The 19299-nt window shown below is 70.2% G+C and carries 15 protein-coding genes and 2 tRNA genes; 13 read left to right on the plus strand and 4 right to left on the minus strand.

Translation table 11 applies throughout. From position 1 onward, the window contains the following. Nucleotides 1-75: 75 nt before the first annotated feature. The 7 genes from gyrB to CPH93_RS17025 all read left to right on the plus strand — a co-directional run bounded on the left by gyrB (nucleotide 76) and on the right by CPH93_RS17025 (nucleotide 9525). Entirely contained in the window at nucleotides 76-2106 is a 2031-nt protein-coding gene (gene gyrB, locus CPH93_RS16995; RefSeq protein ID WP_371126791.1) for a DNA topoisomerase (ATP-hydrolyzing) subunit B, read from the plus strand. 50 nt (nucleotides 2107-2156) lie between these two features. After that, on the plus strand, nucleotides 2157-4781 hold the full coding sequence (gyrA, locus tag CPH93_RS17000; protein ID WP_093484159.1) for a DNA gyrase subunit A: 2625 nt from the start codon (nucleotides 2157-2159) through the stop codon (nucleotides 4779-4781). 15 nt (nucleotides 4782-4796) lie between these two features. Beyond that, on the plus strand, nucleotides 4797-5474 hold the full coding sequence (locus CPH93_RS17005; protein ID WP_093484158.1) for a DUF3566 domain-containing protein: 678 nt from the start codon (nucleotides 4797-4799) through the stop codon (nucleotides 5472-5474). 87 nt (nucleotides 5475-5561) lie between these two features. Continuing rightward, nucleotides 5562-5635 (plus strand) — tRNA-Ile (locus tag CPH93_RS17010). A gap of 189 nt (nucleotides 5636-5824) precedes the next feature. Further along, nucleotides 5825-5959, plus strand: a complete 135-nt coding sequence (locus tag CPH93_RS36815) for a DLW-39 family protein (RefSeq protein ID WP_003958712.1) — start codon at nucleotides 5825-5827, stop codon at nucleotides 5957-5959. 240 nt (nucleotides 5960-6199) lie between these two features. After that, nucleotides 6200-8122 carry a vWA domain-containing protein gene (locus CPH93_RS17020; RefSeq protein ID WP_096213341.1) on the plus strand — a complete coding sequence of 641 codons (1923 nt, stop codon included), beginning with the start codon at nucleotides 6200-6202 and terminating at the stop codon, nucleotides 8120-8122. Next, nucleotides 8116-9525 carry a hypothetical protein gene (locus CPH93_RS17025; RefSeq protein ID WP_096213342.1) on the plus strand — a complete coding sequence of 470 codons (1410 nt, stop codon included), beginning with the start codon at nucleotides 8116-8118 and terminating at the stop codon, nucleotides 9523-9525. The genes CPH93_RS17020 and CPH93_RS17025 overlap by 7 nt, the downstream gene beginning before the upstream one ends. 39 nt (nucleotides 9526-9564) lie before the next feature. Here CPH93_RS17025 and CPH93_RS17030 read toward each other — a convergent pair whose 3' ends face one another. Then, on the minus strand, nucleotides 9565-11097 hold the full coding sequence (locus CPH93_RS17030; RefSeq protein ID WP_096213343.1) for a serine/threonine-protein kinase: 1533 nt from the start codon (nucleotides 11095-11097) through the stop codon (nucleotides 9565-9567). 41 nt (nucleotides 11098-11138) lie between these two features. Next, the gene (locus CPH93_RS17035; protein WP_006604436.1) at nucleotides 11139-11687 is read right to left on the minus strand and encodes a helix-turn-helix domain-containing protein; all 549 of its coding nucleotides are present in this window, start codon (nucleotides 11685-11687) and stop codon (nucleotides 11139-11141) included. 128 nt (nucleotides 11688-11815) lie between these two features. On the opposite strand from CPH93_RS17035, the gene CPH93_RS17040 reads away from it, so the two are divergent. Next, nucleotides 11816-11888: transfer RNA gene (locus tag CPH93_RS17040), tRNA-Ala, on the plus strand. Nucleotides 11889-12098: 210 nt separating this feature from the next. Here the strand turns inward: CPH93_RS17040 and CPH93_RS17045 are convergent. Beyond that, nucleotides 12099-13091 (minus strand): LysR family transcriptional regulator, encoded by a 993-nt coding sequence (locus CPH93_RS17045; RefSeq protein WP_231977386.1) that lies wholly within the window; start codon nucleotides 13089-13091, stop codon nucleotides 12099-12101. 341 nt (nucleotides 13092-13432) lie between these two features. Between CPH93_RS17045 and CPH93_RS17050 the strand changes: the two genes are divergently transcribed. The 5 genes from CPH93_RS17050 to CPH93_RS17070 are packed head-to-tail and all read left to right on the plus strand — an operon-like array spanning nucleotide 13433 to nucleotide 18257. Beyond that, the gene (locus CPH93_RS17050; RefSeq protein WP_443031452.1) at nucleotides 13433-14332 is read left to right on the plus strand and encodes a GHMP family kinase ATP-binding protein; all 900 of its coding nucleotides are present in this window, start codon (nucleotides 13433-13435) and stop codon (nucleotides 14330-14332) included. After that, nucleotides 14329-15339 (plus strand): DMT family transporter, encoded by a 1011-nt coding sequence (locus CPH93_RS17055; protein WP_093484153.1) that lies wholly within the window; start codon nucleotides 14329-14331, stop codon nucleotides 15337-15339. Before CPH93_RS17050 ends, CPH93_RS17055 begins: the two co-directional genes overlap by 4 nt. Beyond that, nucleotides 15336-16307, plus strand: a complete 972-nt coding sequence (locus CPH93_RS17060) for a pyridoxal-phosphate dependent enzyme (protein ID WP_096213345.1) — start codon at nucleotides 15336-15338, stop codon at nucleotides 16305-16307. Before CPH93_RS17055 ends, CPH93_RS17060 begins: the two co-directional genes overlap by 4 nt. Further along, entirely contained in the window at nucleotides 16304-17041 is a 738-nt protein-coding gene (locus tag CPH93_RS17065) for an alanine--tRNA ligase-related protein (protein ID WP_096213346.1), read from the plus strand. The genes CPH93_RS17060 and CPH93_RS17065 overlap by 4 nt, the downstream gene beginning before the upstream one ends. Nucleotides 17042-17069: 28 nt before the next feature. Continuing rightward, nucleotides 17070-18257 carry an aminotransferase class I/II-fold pyridoxal phosphate-dependent enzyme gene (locus CPH93_RS17070; RefSeq protein WP_231977388.1) on the plus strand — a complete coding sequence of 396 codons (1188 nt, stop codon included), beginning with the start codon at nucleotides 17070-17072 and terminating at the stop codon, nucleotides 18255-18257. Nucleotides 18258-18388: 131 nt separating this feature from the next. Here the strand turns inward: CPH93_RS17070 and CPH93_RS17075 are convergent, their stop codons facing one another. After that, nucleotides 18389-19108, minus strand: a complete 720-nt coding sequence (locus CPH93_RS17075; protein ID WP_093484149.1) for a DUF5324 family protein — start codon at nucleotides 19106-19108, stop codon at nucleotides 18389-18391. Nucleotides 19109-19299 lie beyond the last annotated feature (191 nt).

Genomic DNA, 19299 nt, shown 5'->3' on the forward strand with positions numbered 1-19299 from the left:
CCGCTCCCGCCTGTCTTCCCAGGGGTGATCCCCACAGGCGCGGAAGGGCTCGTGCTGTGCCAGAAAGGGCGCTTCGTGGCCGACTCCGGCGACCTCAACGAGAACAACACGGCTTCTACAGAAGAGGGGGTTCCGGCCGGCGCCCTGGGCGACTCCTCGGTGGAGAAGTCGTACGACGCCAGTGCGATCACCGTCCTCGAAGGCCTGGACGCGGTCCGCAAGCGCCCCGGCATGTACATCGGCTCGACGGGCGAGCGCGGTCTGCACCACCTCGTGCAAGAGGTCGTCGACAACTCCGTCGACGAGGCGATGGCCGGCCATGCGGACACCATCGACGTGACGATCCTGCCGGACGGCGGCGTCCGCGTGGTCGACAACGGCCGCGGTATCCCCGTCGGCATCGTGCCGTCGGAGAACAAGCCGGCCGTCGAGGTCGTGATGACGGTGCTGCACGCGGGCGGCAAGTTCGGCGGCGGCGGCTACGCGGTCTCCGGTGGTCTGCACGGCGTGGGTGTGTCCGTCGTGAACGCGCTGTCGCAGCGGGTGGCGGTCGAGGTCCGCACGGACGGCCACCGCTGGACGCAGGAGTACAAGCTCGGTGTGCCGACCGCGCCGCTGGCCAAGCACGAGGCCACCGAGGACTCCGGCACGTCGGTGACGTTCTGGGCCGACGGTGACATCTTCGAGACCACCGAGTACAGCTTCGAGACGCTGTCCCGGCGCTTCCAGGAGATGGCGTTCCTCAACAAGGGTCTGACGATCGCGCTGACGGACGAGCGCCCGGACCATGTGGACGAGGAGGGCAAGCCCCTCGCGGTCCGCTACCACTACGAGGGCGGCATCGTCGACTTCGTGAAGTACCTGAACTCCCGCAAGGGAGAGCTGGTGCACCCCACGGTCATCGACGTGGAGGCCGAGGACAAGGAGCGGCTGCTCTCGGTCGAGCTGGCGATGCAGTGGAACACCCAGTACAGCGAGGGTGTCTACAGCTTCGCGAACACCATCCACACGCATGAGGGCGGTACGCACGAGGAGGGCTTCCGTGCGGCGCTGACGGGTCTGATCAACCGTTACGCACGTGACAAGAAGCTGCTGCGCGAGAAGGACGACAACCTCACGGGCGAGGACATCCGCGAGGGTCTGACGGCGATCATCTCGGTCAAGCTCGGCGAGCCGCAGTTCGAGGGCCAGACCAAGACGAAGCTGGGCAACACCGAAGCCAAGACCTTTGTGCAGAAGGTCGTCCACGAGCACCTCACGGACTGGCTGGACCGCAACCCCAACGAGGCCGCGGACATCGTCCGCAAGGGCATCCAGGCGGCGACGGCCCGGGTCGCGGCCCGTAAGGCGCGCGATCTGACCCGCCGTAAGGGCCTGCTGGAGACCGCGTCGCTGCCGGGCAAGCTGAGCGACTGCCAGTCCAACGACCCGACCAAGTGCGAGATCTTCATCGTCGAGGGTGACTCCGCCGGCGGCTCGGCCAAGTCCGGCCGTAACCCGGAGTACCAGGCGATCCTGCCGATCCGCGGCAAGATCCTCAATGTCGAGAAGGCCCGGGTCGACAAGATCCTGCAGAACAACGAGGTCCAGGCGCTGATCTCGGCCTTCGGCACCGGAGTCCACGAGGACTTCGACATCGAGAAGCTCCGCTATCACAAGATCATCCTGATGGCGGACGCCGACGTCGACGGTCAGCACATCAACACCCTGCTGCTGACCTTCCTCTTCCGCTTCATGCGGCCGCTGGTCGAGGCCGGGCACGTCTACCTCTCCCGTCCGCCGCTCTACAAGATCAAGTGGGGCCGGGACGACTTCGAGTACGCCTACTCCGACCCGGAGCGGGACGCGCTGATCGAACTCGGCAAGCGGAGCGGCAAGCGCATCAAGGACGACTCGGTCCAGCGCTTCAAGGGTCTCGGTGAGATGAACGCCGAGGAGCTGCGCATCACGACCATGGACACCGACCACCGTGTCCTGGGTCAGGTCTCGCTGGACGACGCGGCCCGCGCGGACGACCTGTTCTCGGTGCTGATGGGTGAGGACGTCGAGGCACGCCGCTCGTTCATCCAGCGCAACGCCAAGGACGTCCGCTTCCTCGACATCTGAGCCCTGTCGGCCCGTACAACAGCCGCAGCTCGAAAGGACTTTGAACCACCATGGCCGACGAGAACACCCCCGTGACCCCGGACGGCGTGACCGCCGAGGGCACGCCCGCCGCCATCGAAGGCGTGGGCATGCGCGTCGAGCCCGTCGGGCTCGAAACGGAGATGCAGCGCTCCTACCTCGACTACGCGATGTCCGTCATCGTCTCGCGTGCGCTGCCCGACGTACGCGACGGCCTCAAGCCGGTGCACCGCCGGGTGCTGTACGCGATGTACGACGGCGGCTACCGCCCCGAGAAGGGCTTCTACAAGTGCGCCCGCGTCGTCGGCGACGTCATGGGTACGTACCACCCGCACGGCGACTCCTCGATCTACGACGCCCTGGTCCGCCTGGCGCAGTCCTGGTCGATGCGGATGCCGCTGGTCGACTCCAACGGCAACTTCGGTTCTCCGGGCAACGACCCGGCCGCGGCCATGCGGTACACCGAGTGCAAGATGGCGCCGCTGTCGATGGAGATGCTCCGGGACATCGACGAGGAGACCGTCGACTTCCAGGACAACTACGACGGCCGTAACCAGGAGCCGACGGTCCTGCCGGCCCGGTTCCCCAACCTGCTGATCAACGGCTCGGCCGGTATCGCGGTCGGTATGGCCACCAACATCCCGCCGCACAACCTCCGTGAGGTCGCCGCCGGTGCCCAGTGGGCGCTGGAGCACCCGGAGGCCTCCCATGAGGAGCTGCTGGAGGCGCTGATCGAGCGGATCAAGGGCCCGGACTTCCCCACCGGCGCCCTGGTGGTCGGCCGCAAGGGCATCGAGGAGGCCTACCGCACCGGCCGCGGTTCGATCACGATGCGCGCGGTGGTCGAGGTCGAGGAGATCCAGAACCGCCAGTGCCTGGTGGTCACCGAGCTGCCCTACCAGGTCAACCCGGACAACCTCGCACAGAAGATCGCCGACCTGGTCAAGGACGGCAAGGTCGGCGGCATCGCGGACGTCCGCGACGAGACCTCCTCGCGTACCGGCCAGCGCCTGGTCATCGTCCTCAAGCGGGACGCGGTCGCCAAGGTCGTCCTCAACAACCTCTACAAGCACACCGATCTGCAGACCAACTTCGGTGCCAACATGCTCGCGCTGGTCGACGGGGTGCCCCGCACGCTCTCGCTGGACGCGTTCATCCGCAACTGGGTCACGCACCAGGTCGAGGTCATCGTCCGCCGGACGAAGTTCCGGCTGCGCAAGGCCGAGGAGCGGGCGCACATCCTGCGCGGTCTGCTCAAGGCGCTGGACGCCATCGACGAGGTCATCGCGCTGATCCGGCGCAGTGAGACCGTCGAGGTGGCGCGTGAGGGCCTGATGGGCCTGCTGGAGATCGACGAGATCCAGGCGAACGCGATCCTGGAGATGCAACTGCGCCGGCTGGCCGCCCTGGAGCGCCAGAAGATCACCGCCGAGCACGACGAGCTGCAGCGCAAGATCAGCGAGTACAACGCGATCCTGGCCTCCCCGGAGCGCCAGCGCCAGATCATCAGCGAGGAACTTGCCGCGATCGTCGAGAAGTTCGGCGACGACCGGCGCTCCAAGCTGGTGCCCTTCGAGGGCGACATGTCCATCGAGGACCTGATCGCCGAGGAGGACATCGTCGTCACGATCACCCGTGGCGGCTATGTGAAGCGCACCAAGACCGACGACTACCGCTCGCAGAAGCGCGGCGGCAAGGGCGTGCGGGGCACGAAGCTCAAGGAAGACGACATCGTCGACCACTTCTTCGTCTCCACGACCCACCACTGGCTGCTGTTCTTCACGAACAAGGGCCGGGTCTACCGCGCCAAGGCGTACGAGCTCCCCGACGCGGGGCGCGATGCCCGGGGTCAGCATGTGGCCAATCTCCTCGCCTTCCAGCCGGACGAGCAGATCGCGCAGATCCTGGCGATCCGCGACTACGAGGCCGCGCCGTATCTGGTGCTCGCCACCAAGGCCGGCCTGGTGAAGAAGACGCCGCTCAAGGACTACGACTCGCCCCGCTCCGGCGGTGTGATCGCGATCAACCTGCGCGAGCAGGAGGACGGCACGGACGACGAGCTGATCGGCGCCGAGCTGGTCTCGGACACCGACGATCTGCTGCTGATCAGCAAGAAGGCACAGTCGATCCGGTTCACCGCGACCGACGACGCGCTGCGCCCGATGGGCCGGGCCACCTCCGGTGTGAAGGGCATGAGCTTCCGCGAGGGCGATGAACTGCTCTCGATGAACGTGGTCCGCGCCGGTACGTACGTCTTCACCGCGACGGACGGCGGCTACGCCAAGCGCACTCCGGTCGACGAGTACCGTGTCCAGGGCCGTGGCGGTCTGGGCATCAAGGCCGCCAAGATCGTGGAGGACCGGGGTTCCCTGGTCGGCGCGCTGGTCGTCGAGGGCACCGATGAGATCCTCGCGATCACGCTCGGCGGTGGCGTGATCCGTACGCGGGTCAACGGAGTGCGGGAGACCGGCCGTGACACCATGGGCGTCCAACTGATCAACCTGGGCAAGCGGGATGCCGTCGTCGGCATCGCACGGAACGCAGAGGCCGGCCGTGAGGCCGAAGAGGTCGACGGGGTCGAGGCGCCCGAGGAGACCGACGCGGCCGAGGGAACCGAGCCCACAGTGGCCGAGGGCGAGCAGCCCGCGGCGGAGTAGTACGAGGAGTAGGTCGTGAGTGGAGCCACGGGCGCTGCAGCGGGTGGATCGGGAGCCGGAAAGGACTCCTCGTCCGGACCCGCGACCGTGACGGATGACAGCGCCCGTGGCTCCGCCGTTTCTGACACCGGCCCCCGAGACGAGGGCTCTCACCAGGGGGGACCCGTGACCGATACCCGTCAGCCGCAACCGCAGCCCCAAGGGCGGCCGGAGAGCGGCTCCGCACAGCCGTACGAGCCTCCTCAGGCGTATGCCACCGGCGGCGGCCAGCAGGGCGGGCCCGCGGTCCGCCTGCCGCGCACCGGCGCCCGTACGGCCCCGCGGACCCGCAAGGCCCGGCTGCGGGTGGCCCGCGCCGATCCGTGGTCGGTGATGAAGGTCAGCTTCCTGCTCTCCATCGCGCTGGGCATCTGCACGGTCGTGGCCGTCGCGGTGCTGTGGATGGTCATGAACGCCATGGGCGTCTTCACCACGGTCGGCGGGACGATCAGTGACGCGACCGGCTCCGGCGACGGTTCCGGCTTCGATCTGCAGTCTTTCCTGTCGCTGCCGCGGGTGCTGCTGTTCACCTCGATCATCGCGGTGATCGATGTGGTGCTGGCGACCGCGCTGGCCACGCTCGGTGCCTTCATCTACAACCTGTCGGCGGGCTTCGTCGGCGGTGTCGAGCTCACCCTCGCCGAGGACGACTGAGCCCGCGCGGACGGGTGTGCGGAAGGCTCCCGGATCCGATTTTGGGAACGCCTCTGAAGTGCGCTAATCTTTCGGTGCAGCGAACGCGCGGCTATAGCTCAGACGGTTAGAGCGCTTCCCTGATAAGGAAGAGGCCCCAGGTTCAAGTCCTGGTAGCCGCACTGCACAGTCGGCCCGGCCGGAGAATTCTCCGGCCGGGCCGATTCGTTGTACGCGGGCGGAAGTTGGCTCGCGGCGGGCGCCGCGGGCGAGGTGTTGCCGACTGTGGGCTAGGTAACCGATCGGTATCAACCGGTGTGTATCATCGGCCGACATAGGTCCCCTACGTCAACGAAAGACGAGGTCGCGCGGTGAAGAAGCTTCTCCTGGTCGCACTGGCCGCCATCGGCGGGCTCCTCGTGTACCGCCAGATCCAGGCGGATCGCGCCGAGCAGGATCTGTGGACGGAGGCGACCGACTCCGTGCCCGCAGGTTCGGGTGTCTGAGACCCCACACGCACAGCACATTCGTACGGACCCCGACTGCCCCTGGGTGGTCGGGGTTTCGTGCATCCGGGGCGGGCGGCGCGGTCTCCGGTGGCGGGGCCGGCGGTGGCGCCGGGGCGGCTGATGGTCGTTGCGGGACCGTGACGGTGACCCCTTGGGTTTGCTAAAGCACACCATTAGCTTGCATAAGCAAAGATTCTGTCGGTGGAGAGACCAGCAGGACGCAAGGGGGAGCAGGGCATGGCGCGACGATCACGCAGGGGGGTGCCGGCGTTGCTCGGGGGGCTGCTGCTGGCCCTGACCGCCGGGCCGCTGCAGGCCGGCGCGGCCACACCGGCCAGGGGACCGGCCGCCGAGGGCACCGGGATGGTGATGGTGCTCGACGCCTCCGGCTCGATGGCCGGCAAGGACGGTTCCGGCGGCACCCGGATCGACGCCGCCCGTAAGGCCGTCGGCACGGTCGTCGACGCGATGCCCGACGGCTACCCGACCGGCCTGCGGGTCTACGGTGCCGACAAGCCCAAGGGGTGCGACGACACCCGGCTCGCCCAGCCGGTCGCCGCGCTTGATCGGGCGGGCCTCAAGAAGGCCGTGGCGGGCGTCCGGCCCCAGGGCGACACCCCCATCGGGCTCTCCCTGCGCAAGGCGGCCGCGGACCTTCCCCGTCCTGCCGCCGGTTCGCTCGGCACGCGCACGATCCTGCTGATATCCGACGGCGAGGACACCTGCCGGACGCCGCAGCCCTGCAAGGTCGCCGCCCAACTCGCCGCATCCGGTGTCGATCTGCACATCGACACCGTCGGCTTCCAGGTGGCGGGCAGGGCCCGTACACAGCTGGAGTGCATCGCCAAGGCGGGCAACGGTCGGTACTACGACGCCCCGGATGCCAAGGCGCTCGCCCGTCAGCTCCAGCGGGCCGGCCAACTCTCCGCGGACGGCTACCGGTTCAAGGGGAAGCAGGTCCGCGGCACGGCGACCCGGGGCGGGGCACCGGTCCTCGCACCTGGCCAGTATCTGGATTCCCTCGGGCCCAACGAGGAGCGTTACTACGCCACCGACCTGGATGCCGCCTCGGCGGCCGACTTCTCGGCGACCGTGGTGCCTCCGTCCGGCGCGGCCGTCGGCCTGCTCGATGCGCTGCACACCCGGGTCGCGTACGGCAGCGACGGCGTCTGCGACTCCACCACCGCGCTGTTCGCACAGCGGGAGGGCGCGGCACCGCTGACGTCGGGCGTCAGCCGGATACCCACGCAGAGAGGCACGGGCAGCTGTGACAAGGCCGGGCGGTACTGGCTGGTCGTCGAGCGCAAGGCCGCCCGGGGCTCGGACGCCGCACGGTGGCCGCTGGAGCTGACGTTTCACGTGGAACATCCGCTGAAGAAGGGCGTCACGCCCGCACAGTCCGCACCGGAGTACGGCGCGGGCGGCAAGGACGCCACGCTGCCCGCCACCGCCCCTGAGGACGTCACCGGCGGCACCGGCTTCAATGACGCCCGCACGCTGCACCAGGGCGTCTGGCGGGACAAGATCCTGCCGGCGCAGACCCTTTGGTACAAGGTGCCGGTCGGCTGGGGCCAGCAGCTGCGCTATGACGTGGAGTTCGCCAACGAGCCGAGGACCAAGGGCTACCGCGCCGCTCCGTCCTACGGCGCCACCCAGGTCTACACACCGTTCCGCACACCGGTCGGCAACGGCACCGGTGAATTCAGTCCCCACGTGCCCTACAACGGCCGGTCGGCGTCGCTCAGCATGGGGACGGTCCCGGTCGCCTGGACCAACCGCTACGAGGCACACCCCAACGTCCGTCCCGTGCACCAGAACGGCGACTTCTACCTCGCGGTGACGCTGGGCGCCCGCGCCTCCCAGATCGCGGAGAATCCGCAGATCGGCGTGGTGCTGCGGGTCGCCGTGCTGGGCAAGGAGAAGGACGGTCCGCAGACCGGGGCGTCGGTGTCCGAGGCCTCCCGGAGGGAATCCGGGCCCTCGGCGGACGTCGCGCAGGACAGCGGGGGAGGATGGTCCACAGGCCGTGTGGTGGCGGTCGCCGTCGGCGGGGTGGGCGTACTGCTGCTGGCCGGCCTGGCGCTGTCCTACGTACGGCCCCGCCGTCGGCCGGCCGCTGCCGACGGGGACCCGGATCCGAGGAGGGGTGGCTCGTGGTGACGGCGCGCACGACGCACAGGGGCATCGCCGTGCTGGCGACGCTCGCCGCGGTGGCGGTGCTGCCGGGGACGGTGGGCGTGGCCTCGGCCGACGCGGTCCCCGGCTACCGCACCGCGGACGGCGCCACGCAGATCGGGGGCACCCCCAGCACCGACGACGCACCGCAGCTGAAGCCCGGACTGCACACCGACGCCATCAAGCGCGGCGAGCAGAAGTACTACGCCGTCACCCTGGACGACCGGACGAACGCGTACTTCTCGGCCGTCGTGGCGCCCCGGCCCGGCACCAAGGTCGAGGACTACGGTGACAAGCTCACCATCAACGTCCAGGACAGCAGCGGCAATACCTGTGACACGGGAGCCAGCCCGTTCTTCCGCGGCGGTGGCATGGCCTATCCGATCGCCGACTACGCCACCCGCCGCATCGGCGCCGACCGCCCGGACTGCCAGAAGGCCGGCCCGTACTACCTGGTGCTCAAGAGGGAGGGCGCGGCGACCTCCGGGCCCGACACCTGGCCGATCGAGCTGGACTACCTCGAAGAGCCCCCGCTCAAGGGCAGCACGCCCGCCCGGCCCGGCCAGGGCACCTGGAGCACCGCGACGCCCGCACCGCGCACCGACCCCACCAAGCGCGCCGCCAGGGGAGGCACCGGCTTCAACGATGCCGGCTCGGTGGCCACCGGAGTCTGGACGGACCGGATCAGGCCCGGCGAGACCCGCTTCTACCGCGTCCCGGTGGACTGGGGCCAGCGCCTCAACCTCAGCGCGGAGCTGCCGAACGCCACCGGCAAAACCACCGGATTCGTCGGCAACGCCCTGGGGCTGGGCATCTACAACCCGGCCCGCGGCGCGGTCGGCACCGCCACCTTCGTGCCGTACGGCGGCAAGCCCGCCGCCGCCAAGCAGTTCACCGCGCCGGTCGACTACGGCAACCGCTTCAACCCGGTCGATGCGGTCAGCGCGATGCGGTTCGCGGGCTGGTACTACCTCGCGGTCTCCCTGCACCCCGATGCCGCGCAGTACTTCCCCAAGGGCACGGACCTCACGCTCCGGGTGGACGTCCGGCTCCACCCCAAGGCCGGGCCCGGCTACACCAAGCCGGCCGGCACCTTCTCCGTCACGCCCGAGGACCAGGAGACGGCGCGCAAGGGACAGACCGCACAGGAGGCGGCGACGAGCGGCACGCTGATGACGGTGGCCTACGCCGGGATCGGCACCGGGGTGGTGCTGCTGGCGGGGCTCGGAACGTGGACGCTGGTGGCCCGGCGGCAGGCGCCGCGTGCGGTCGGCGTGGCGGGGGCCTCCGGCGAGCCGCCGGCACCGCCCGCGCTGCCGGGGCAGTCGACCCGGACCACGCAACAGGGGCAGCGGGGCGCGCAGTTCGGGCCGCCACGGGGCTGGTAGCGGGCGGCGGGCCGTCCCGCACCGGCCCGTGGCGGTGTGTCAGGCGGTCAGCAGCGCCCAGACGCCGACCGCGATGCACAGCAGGGCCACGATCAGCACCGGGACCGCGACCTTCGCGGGTGGCCCCGGCCTCCGGTACGGGGTGGGGGGCGCCGCGGCCGGCGCGGCGACGGCTGACCCGGCCGGGGGCCGGCCGGGGACCGGCTGCGGACCCGCCGTGTAGGGGCGGGTCGCGGAGTGCTCCGGGTGGACGGCGGCCGTCGGCTCGTACGCGGGGGCCGGCGGCGGCAGGGGCACGCCGGACGAGGTGCCCGGCCCGACGGGGCCCGCCGGGGCGGCCGGGGCGCCATGGCCGGTGGACGTACCGCCGTGGCCCGTCGGCGTACCCACGTGTCCCGTGGAGGGACCCCCATGTCCCGTGGCTGGGCCCACCTGGCCCGGCGGCATGCTGCCATGACCCGTGGACGTCGCTCCATGGCCCGTCGGCGTCGCTCCGTGGCCCGTGTGCGCCGTGCCCGGCGGCGACGGCGGCACCGGCGTGGGGGCGGGCGCAGGAGTGGGCGTGGGCGAGGTGCTCGGCTCCGGCGGTGCCAGCTGGAAGCTGCCGGTGTCGGACATGGAGACGTGTCCGGTGGACGCGGTGCCTGTGGTGGCGCCGGCGGTCGCGGGCCCCTGGGCGCCCCCGGCGGATCTCAGCGGCCCGTCCGGCCCGAAGCCGGCCGGCAGCGGGCCTATGTGGTCGAAGACCTCGACGATCTCGTCCTCGATGGTGATGTCCGGCAGCAGCTCGACGGCCGCGAGGATGGCCTTGCGCGCCCCTGTGGCCGTCCTGAAGCGGGCCTCCGGGTCGGGGTGCACCAGGGACGCCAGCACCTGCCACAGCGGCTCCGGCACGCCCTCGGGCGCGTTCGGGATGCCGCGCTCGGCGAAGACGTCGGTCAGCGCCTCGGCGTCCGGCTTGACGCCGGTGATCAGATAGAGCGCGACCAGGCCGACCGCGAACAGGTCGGCGGGGAAGTCCGGTTCGGCGCCCAGCATTTGCTCCGGCGCGAAGTAACCGGGTGTGCCCACCACGTAGTTGGCCTCGGTGAGCCGCGGCTCCCCCTTGCGCATCGCGATGCCGAAGTCCGACAGCCGCAGATGCGGACGGCCGGTACCGGTGGCCTCCAGCAGGATGTTCGCCGGCTTGATGTCACGGTGCACCACACCCTCCGCATGCACCGCGGTCAGCCCGGCCAGCAGCTGGTCCAGCAGGACGCACACGAACCGCGGCGGCAGCGGGCCGTAATCCCCGATCAGATGCGCCAGCGAGCCGCCGTTCACCAGATCCATGGTGAACAGCACCTTGTCGTCGTCCGCGGCCCAGCTCGCCGGGGCGAGCACATGCGGATGATCGATCCGCAGTGCCTGCTCGCGGACGAAGCGCAGCAGGGTGTGCGCATCGCTCTGTTGCAGCACCTTGGCGGCAACGTAGCGGCGGCGCCGGGCGTCCCAGGCGCGCCAGACCGCGCCCACCCCGCCCCGACCGATCGGGTCGATCAGTTCGTACCGGCCGGCGAAGATCTCACCCATGGCGCCCCGTCCGCTTTCTGAACTCGCAAGGTCCCCTGTGGCTAACTCTGGTGCGCTTCGTAGTGAGCGACCGCGTCCGCGGTACGGCCGGCACCGTAAACCCGGAGAAACTCTGCCAGTTCGGGGTGAGCGGGGGCGAGGGTGTTCGCCGCATCGATGATGTCCCCGGCGTCGGAGACGGACCGCAGGAGCGACTGGATCTCGCGCACCACGCGCCGCACCGTGGTCGCTCCGGTCGAAGACGTCTGCTGCGCGGTGTTGTTCAGCACCGAGCCCCCCGCCGTCTTCTTGATCTCCTCCATGCGGTCGGTCGCCTCGGCGGCGCTGACGCTGCCGTCCGCGACCTGGCCGGCCAGATCCTGCAGCGCTTGTACCCGCTGGACCACGGCCGGGTTGCCTATCTTTGCGCGCTGCCCGCTCATCAGCTGGGACAGCATCGGGGCGGACAGACCGAGCACCGAGGCAAGCCGGGCCTGGTTGAGACCGAGATCGTCGATGAGACGGCGGAACAGCGCACCCAGAGGTTCCCCGTACCAACTGCGCTGCAGCTCCCGGGCCCGCGCGGTGGCTTCCTGCTGTGCTGCGTCCATACCGTCTCCCCTGTTCTCCCCGGTCGCTTCGCTGCCGCGAATCTCGCGAAGCATCCTACGGAGAGCGACGGTGCGCGGCGATACCCGGTCGGGAAAGGGCCCGGACACCGGGTACCCTGGTGCGCGAAGGGGCCTTAGCTCAGTTGGTAGAGCGCTGTCTTTGCATGGCAGATGTCAGGGGTTCGACTCCCCTAGGCTCCACGTATAAATGCCCTCTGAACTGCGGAAACGCGGTTTCGGAGGGCATTTTGGTGTGTATGGGGGCGTACGTGTGCACACGCCGCGCCGGGGATCGCGACCGCGGGGCGTGCCGAGTTGTCTTCCCCGGCCCGACCGCTGACGGCCGGTGGTGCCGGCCGGCTCTCCCTGTGGCGTGCACCACGCCTTCCTCGCCGTACAGGGGCGTTCGTTTCACCGGGGCGGCAAGGACGTTCCGTCGAGGGCCTGTCCGGCAAGACGGGCGGCGCTCTTCAGGTGCTGGAGCATGAGCCGTACCGCGGGCACGGATTCGTAGGCGGGCAGGGTCAGGGCGACCACCTCCCGCTGGATGGTGGGCACGATCGGCACCAGGCGGACCGTCCCGGACGGCAGCGAGCTCAGCGCCAGCTCCGGCAGTACGGAGACCCCCATGCCCGCGCCGACCAGGCCGATCACTGTGGGGTAGTCATCGGTGGTCAGGTCCATCCGGGGGGTGAACCCGGTGCTCTCGCAGACCTTCACCACATGGCGGCGGCAGCTTGCGCAGCCGAGGATCCAGGTGTCGCCGGCCAGATCGGCGAGCTCCAGTTTTCCCGCGCCGGCGAGGTGATGGCCCTCGGGGAGCAGGCCGACGAGGCGGTCGGTCAGCAGGGGGTGCGCGGCCAGACCGTCCCAGTCGGCGTCTTCCTCTCCCTCCGTGCCGGGGTCCTCCGGATGCGCGCCGGGGGCCCGCGGAGCCGCGCCGGGAAGCTCCGGGTACCGGAAGGCCAGCGCGATGTCGCAGTCGCCGTTGCGCAGCATGGCGATGGCGCGCGGCGGCGTGGCCTCGCTGAGCGTGACCTCCACCTCCGGCCGCTCGGCACGCAGGGCGGCCAGGGCGGGCGGGATCACCGTGGAGGTGCCGCTGAGGAAGGAGACGAGCCGTACGCAGCCCGCGTGCAGGCCCGCGATGGCGGCTATCTCCTCCTCGGCCGCGGTCAGTCTGGCGAGAATGGAGGTGGCGTGCCGGGCGAGTATCTCGCCGGCTTCCGTGAGATGTGCGTCCCGCCCTGAACGGGCCAGAAGCGGTGTGCCCACGGATTTCTCAAGGGCTTTTATCTGCTGGCTGACTGCCGGTTGTGTGCATCTCAGCTCACGTGCTGCGGCGGTGAATGAACCGGCCTTCATCACGGCATGCAGTACACGAAGGTGGCGGGGCTCGATCACGCGGCGAGCATACGGAATTGCCGTGTTTCCGATCAACCCCTCAGTCGCCGGGGAAAGAGTGGCGGCGACCCGGGAAGCCTTCCGCTCGACGCCGGGCAGAACCGGATTATTCAAGTCCAGGTAAAGAGATGGGTGCGGAGAAATGGAGCAGAGAAATCCGGATGGGGTAGGCGCCCGCATTAAGTGGGACAAGTCGGGCAAGGGTTCGGCGACTTGTCCGCCGCAAAGGGTCTGAATGGGGCAGAGTGGACACCGTTTTCCGGCCTCCCAAATATCTTTTATGGATACCTAAAGGGCGTCTTGGATTGCGGTTCGGATCATGGCCGTATAGAACTGCCCGCATGCCTGCCGAGATCGTCACAACGGTCCATGGCACTTTCGGAGAAATTCTCCAGGGGTATACCTTTGGTGCGCATGGGTTCGAGCATTTTCTTTTCACTGCCCCAGTTGAGGAGTTGAAAAGCCAAGCTCGGCTGTGCCCGCATGACGGCACGGCTAAGGAGCGGCTCGGTATCACTCCGAGCGATCGGGTCAAAGCCCTTTCCGCTTTTGAATTGCTGAGCGCCGAGTTGGGATACGGCGCAACCGACTGCACTATCGAGATCGATTCCAACATCCCGGTGGCGAAGGGCTATGCCAGCTCCACCGCGGACATCCTGGCCACCGCGCAGCTCTGCATCCGCAGCCGCCACCCGGAGACCCCGGAGCCGGTCGTGCATGCGCTGGCGCTCTCCGTGGCCCGGCAGCTGGAGTACGGCGACTACCTCCTGCACCCCGGAGTCGCGGCCTGCGCCCAGCGCTCCCACCGGCTCCTGACCGCCTACCGCACTGACCTGCGCTGGACCCTCGTCGGCGTCGACGAGGGCGGCTGGGTGCGCACCGAGGAGTTCCACCAGGAGAGCCCCGAGGACCTGGGCAAGGCGCGCGTCTACGCGGAGCTCTTCGCGCAGCTCGACACCGCCCTGCGGGCCGACGACTACGCGGCCGCGGCCGAAGTCGCCTCCCGCAGCGCCGAGTTGCACAATGACCGGCTGCCCAAGAAGTCCCTGGAGGACCTGCGGCGGATCCAGTGCGACCTGGGCGCCCTGGGCGTCTGCATCGCGCACAGCGGAACCCTCGCGGGGCTCATCTTCTCCCGCCATCAGCCGGACCATGACCTGCGGGTCCGGGAATGCCGCTCGGAGCTGGAGTCCTGCGGATACAGCACCGAGACGTTCACCCTGAAAGAGGCCCAGCGTTGACGACCAGCACCACCAGCACGGCTCCGGAGCCGGGAGCCGCTCCCGAGCCGGCCGCGCAGGCCGCGAGCCCGCCCCGTACCCGGTCCCAGGCCCACTACCAGGGCATGGTGCTGCTCGCCGTGTGCTGCCTGGCCCTGGGCGGGGTGTTCGTACGGATCAGCGAGATCGGCCCGGTCGCGACCGGCGCCTACCGTTCGCTCTTCGCCGTCCCGCTGCTGCTCGGGATGTCCGTCGCGCTGTCCCGGCGCGCGGCCCGGACGGCCAAGGACGGCCCGGATGCGGGGACGAGCGCCGCCCCGGCCAAGCAGGCCAGGGTGACGCCGCGCGACCGCTTCCTGATCGTGCTCGGCGGGCTGTTCCTCGCGGCCGACCTGTGCCTGTGGAACATCTCGTTCCTCTACACCTCGCTGGCCGAGGCCAACCTCCTGGCCAATCTGGTGCCGTTCATCATCGCCCCGCTGATGTTCTTCCTCTTCCGGGACCACATTCCGTGGAAGCTGCTCTTCCCCGCGCTGCTGGCGCTCGGCGGCCTGTACATCCTCGTCATCCTGGGCACCGGCCTCGACCCGGAGCACCTGCGCGGTGATGTCCTCGCCCTGCTGACCGCCGTGTTCTACGCGCTGTTCCTCGTCGTGGCCAAGGGCCTGCGCGAGCGCTACGAGGCGACCCGCATCATGGCCACCCTGAGCCTGGCGTGCGCCGTGGCCTGCTTCGTCGTCGCCGCGGTCCTCGGCGAGCGCCTGTGGCCGACGACGGCCAAGGGCTGGCTGGTGCTGATCGCGCTCGCCGTGACCTCCCAGGTGCTCGGGCAGACCCTCATGGCGCACGCGGTGAAGTTCCTGCGGCTGCAGCTCGCCGCCGTCTACGTGCTGCTCCAGCCCGTCGCCGCGGCCGTGTACGGCTTCGTGCTGTTCGGCCAGGAACTCAGCCTGATCCAGCTGGCGGGCATCGCCATCCTCCTCATCTCGATCTTCTGGGCCAAGAACCTTCTGGAGGGCCGCTCATGACCGTCACCGCCGCGCCCCCGGACCGCGTCGATCCCTACGCCGTCCTCGACGGGCTCAGCCAACTGACCACCCTCACCGCCGGCCGCCTCGACGACAGCAGGCTCGTCCTGCGCGCCGTCCACGGCAGCCCCGCCACCGAGACCAGCTTCAAGTCGATCCTCGGCCTCGGCCTGCTGCTCCTGGCCAGGGAGCGCGGCCTGCTCGCCGAGGGCCAGCCGGTGATCGAGTCCACCTCCGGGTCGCTGGGCCTGGGCCTGGCCGCCGCGGGCCGTTTACTCGGCCACGAGATCCACCTGGTGTCCGACCCCGGCATCCCGGCCGTGACCCGGCGCAAGATCGAGCTGGCGGGCGGCGTGCTGCACCTCGTGCCCGAGCCGCACCCCGTACTCGGCTTCCAGCAGGCCCGGGACGACCTCCTGCAGCGGCTGCGGACGGAACACCCCGACTACTACTGGACCAACCAGAACGACAGCCCGCTCAACCCCGAGGTCTACACCCGCTGGGTGGTCCCCCACCTGGAGCGCACCCTGGACTTCGCGCGCATCGCTGCCGGGATCTTCTGCGTCGGCAGCGGCGGCCACTTCTCCGCGCTGTCCGCCATGCTGGAGGCCAAGGGCATCCGCTCCTACGTCGCCGACCGGCACGGCTCCATCACCTTCGGCGGCGACCCCGCCCCCAGCATCCTGCGGGGCACCGGCAATCAGAACCGCATACCGGCCGTCATCGACTCCGCCCGGGACCGCGTGACCGGCGTGTTCGAGGTGTCCGACGCCCAAGCCTGCGCCGGCGTCCAGGAGTTGGCGGCCCGCGGGATCAGCGTGGGCGGCTCCTCCGGCGTCTGCTACATGGGAGCCCGCCGGCTCGCCGCCGCGCTGGGGCCGAACGCCGAGGGGGAGATCCTCACCTTCTTCGCCGACCGCGGCGAACTCTATGGCACCACGCTTCTGAACTGGGGAGACCAGCAGTGATCGACGCCGCCCTGTGGAGCTCTTGCCCGCCCACCAAGCAGCTTTACCACCACGACCCTTACGCCACCACGGGCACCGCGACGGTCCTGCAGGTCAGTGACCGCTACGCGATCTTCGACCAGTCCGTCTTCTACGCCGAGTCCGGCGGCCAGGTCGCCGATCAGGGAACGGTCAACGGGCAGCGCGTCATCGACGTACAGAAGGCCGGTGGCCGCCCGTTCCAGCTGCCCAACGGTGAAGTCGCCACCATCGAGGCGGTGTTCTACCACGAGTTCGCGGAGCCCTGTGCGCTCACCATGGGCGAGCAGGTCACGATGGAGATCGACTGGGAGCGGCGGCTGCACAACATGCAGATGCACACCCTGGCGCACTTCCTCTTCCACGCGACCGGCGAATACCTGGAGTCCCAGGGCCTGACCCGGTCGACGCGCGGCTGCCACATCAGCGACAGCTCCGCCCGCTTCGACTTCAGCTGCGCGATCCCGACGGACGCCGTCCCCGGCATCCAGGAGCGCATCGTGGAGCTGCTGGCCGACTCCCCGGAGGCGACCGTCGACCCGCTGCCCGGCACGCAGGACGTCTTCGTGTGGCGCTCGGGAGACCTGGAGATCCCCTGCGGCGGTACGCACGTCCGCCACCCCAAGGAGATCCAGGGCACGGTGACCGTGCGTCGCCGCACCAAGGGCAAGGGCGGCACCCGGCTCTACATCGAACTGGACCGGAATGCCGCATGACCTCCGGGCGGCGAGGGCGCAGGAGCCCGTGGTCCGCTCTGCTCGTACGGCCTCCCCGGTCGATCTGCCGGAGCGGCCGCGCTTCATCACCGACCTCGATGTGCTGCGCGCCCGCCGCACCCTGAAGTGGCAGATCGGGCCGGACACCCCTGACCGCATCTGCCTCGGCGTCGCCGAGATGGACCTGTACCCACCGGAGTTCCTGCGCTCCGCCCTGGTCGAGGCCCTCGGCCTCGGCGAGACCGGATACGGCCTGCCCGAGGCGCAGGAGGCGGCGTGCGGGCGCTATCTGTCCGACCACCATGGCGCCGGCGTCGCCGGACTGCGCTGTACTACAGACGTGCTGACGGGGCTGCGCACCCTGATGCGGTCCGGTCTGGCCCCGGGAAGCCCCGTCATCGTCGAGACCCCGGTGTACGGCGATCTGTTCACGGTGGTCCGCGAGGCGGGCCTCGAACCGGTGGCGGTGCCCCTGCTCCGCACCGGGGCGCAGTGGCAGCACGACTGGGCGGCACTGGCCACCGCGGCCCGGGACGGCGCCCGGGGCTGGATCGTCTGCCAGCCGCACAACCCGGTCGGCCGGGCCTGGACCCTTCCGGAGATGTCGCAGGCCATCGCCGTGTGCCGGGAGCACGACCTGTTGTTGCTCGCCAATGAGGTGCACATTCCGCTGGGGATGCCCGGCCGCGCGATGCCCTCGGCGTTCGCGGACGGCGCCATTCACGGGGTACGCGCCTTCGGCCTCACCTCCGCGTCGAAGGCGTTCAACGTCCCCGGGCTGAAGAGCGCCACCGTCTACGGCTCCGAACGCTCCGCGGCCGCCCTCGCCGACCTGCCGCAGAGCCTTCTGGGCCGCCCGGGCAGTCTCGGCGCCATCGCCACCGTCGCCTGCTACGGGCCGGAGGGCGTCGCGTGGCTGCGCACCCTGCGCGAGGAACTCGCCGAGCGCGTCCGGCTCGTCCTCGACGAACTGGCGAGCCTGCCCGTGCGGGTCTCCGCGACCGCCCCCGAGGCCACGTACCTGGTGTGGGCCGAGGCCGACGGGGAGCAGGACGCGCGCCGGCTCGCCGCGGCGCTCGACACGAGCGGCATACACGTCCTCGTCGGGGAGAGCTTCGGCGGGACGGCGTTCGACCGCTGCTTCCGCCTCAACGCGGCAAGCCACCCGGCGGTCCTGCGCACGGCCTTCGCCCGGCTGCGGGCCGCGCTCCGCTGAGCGGACGTTCGTACGGGGCCGACGGCATCCTGACCTGCCTGGTTGACCCTGAGGCCGTACGCGAGCGGGCCGTGTCCACCACCCCCGTAACGGGAGGGCGGACACGGCCCGGTGAGCCGGTGGCGGTCGGGTCAGGGCGTGTTGCCGCGGCCGCGTTCCTCGGCCTCTGCCTCGGCCTGCTTGGCCTGGACCTCGGGGTCGAGCGAGGCGCCCTCGCTGCCGTCGACCGCGCTCAGCCGGCGGCGGTCGCTGACCTCCGTCGGCGCCGGCGGCTCGACCAGCCAGTCCGGGTTGGCCTGCTTGTCCCACCACTTCCAGGCGGCGATCGCACCGCCGGCCAGGATGCCCAGCACGGTGAGGCGCTTGGCGGCCTTGCCGCACTTGGCCCGCCGGCTGTGCTTCTTCTGGAGCTTGGCGATCTCCTTGGCCGTCACTTGGCCGCGGAGCGCGGCGAGCGCGGCGGTGCCGCGCGCGAGGGCCTCCTCGCGGACCGGCTCGGCCGCGGCGCGCGCGCTGGTCACGGCGTTCTCCAGCCGCGGTGCCGTGTAGTCGGCCGCCTGGCGGGCGGCCTTGCGGGTCCGGCGGGCCGCCCGGGTCGCCGCGGCGTCCACCTTGGGCGGCAGGGTGCCCCGGGCGTGCTCGAACCGGGGCTGCAGATGGGCGTCGTACTGCACGCGCGCCTGGTGGGCGGCCTCGGCCACCTTGGGAGCCGCTCGGGTACGAGCCTCGTGAGCGAAGTGCACGGCGGCGTCCTTGGCCGAACCGGCATACGGAGCCACCACCTCCGCGGCGTGCCGCACGCTGTCCCTGGCCGTACCGGTCGCGGCGCGCACGCTGTCCTTGCGGGTCACGGGATCCTCCTCCTCGGTGGCATGTCCGGGGCTAGGGGGGCTGGTCCCCCGTGTCTGCTGTATCGCCTGTCCACCCGTTTGAAGATCATGCCCGCTCAGACGTCATACGGCATGTGAGAGCGGGCATCCGGGTCATTGCGGACCTTCCGGAGCCTTGTTGACGACAATGCCACGGTTTGCCGCTTCAGGCG

This window comes from Streptomyces sp. 2323.1 (assembly GCF_900221035.1).
GTDB classification, from domain to species: Bacteria; Actinomycetota; Actinomycetes; order Streptomycetales; family Streptomycetaceae; genus Streptomyces; species Streptomyces sioyaensis.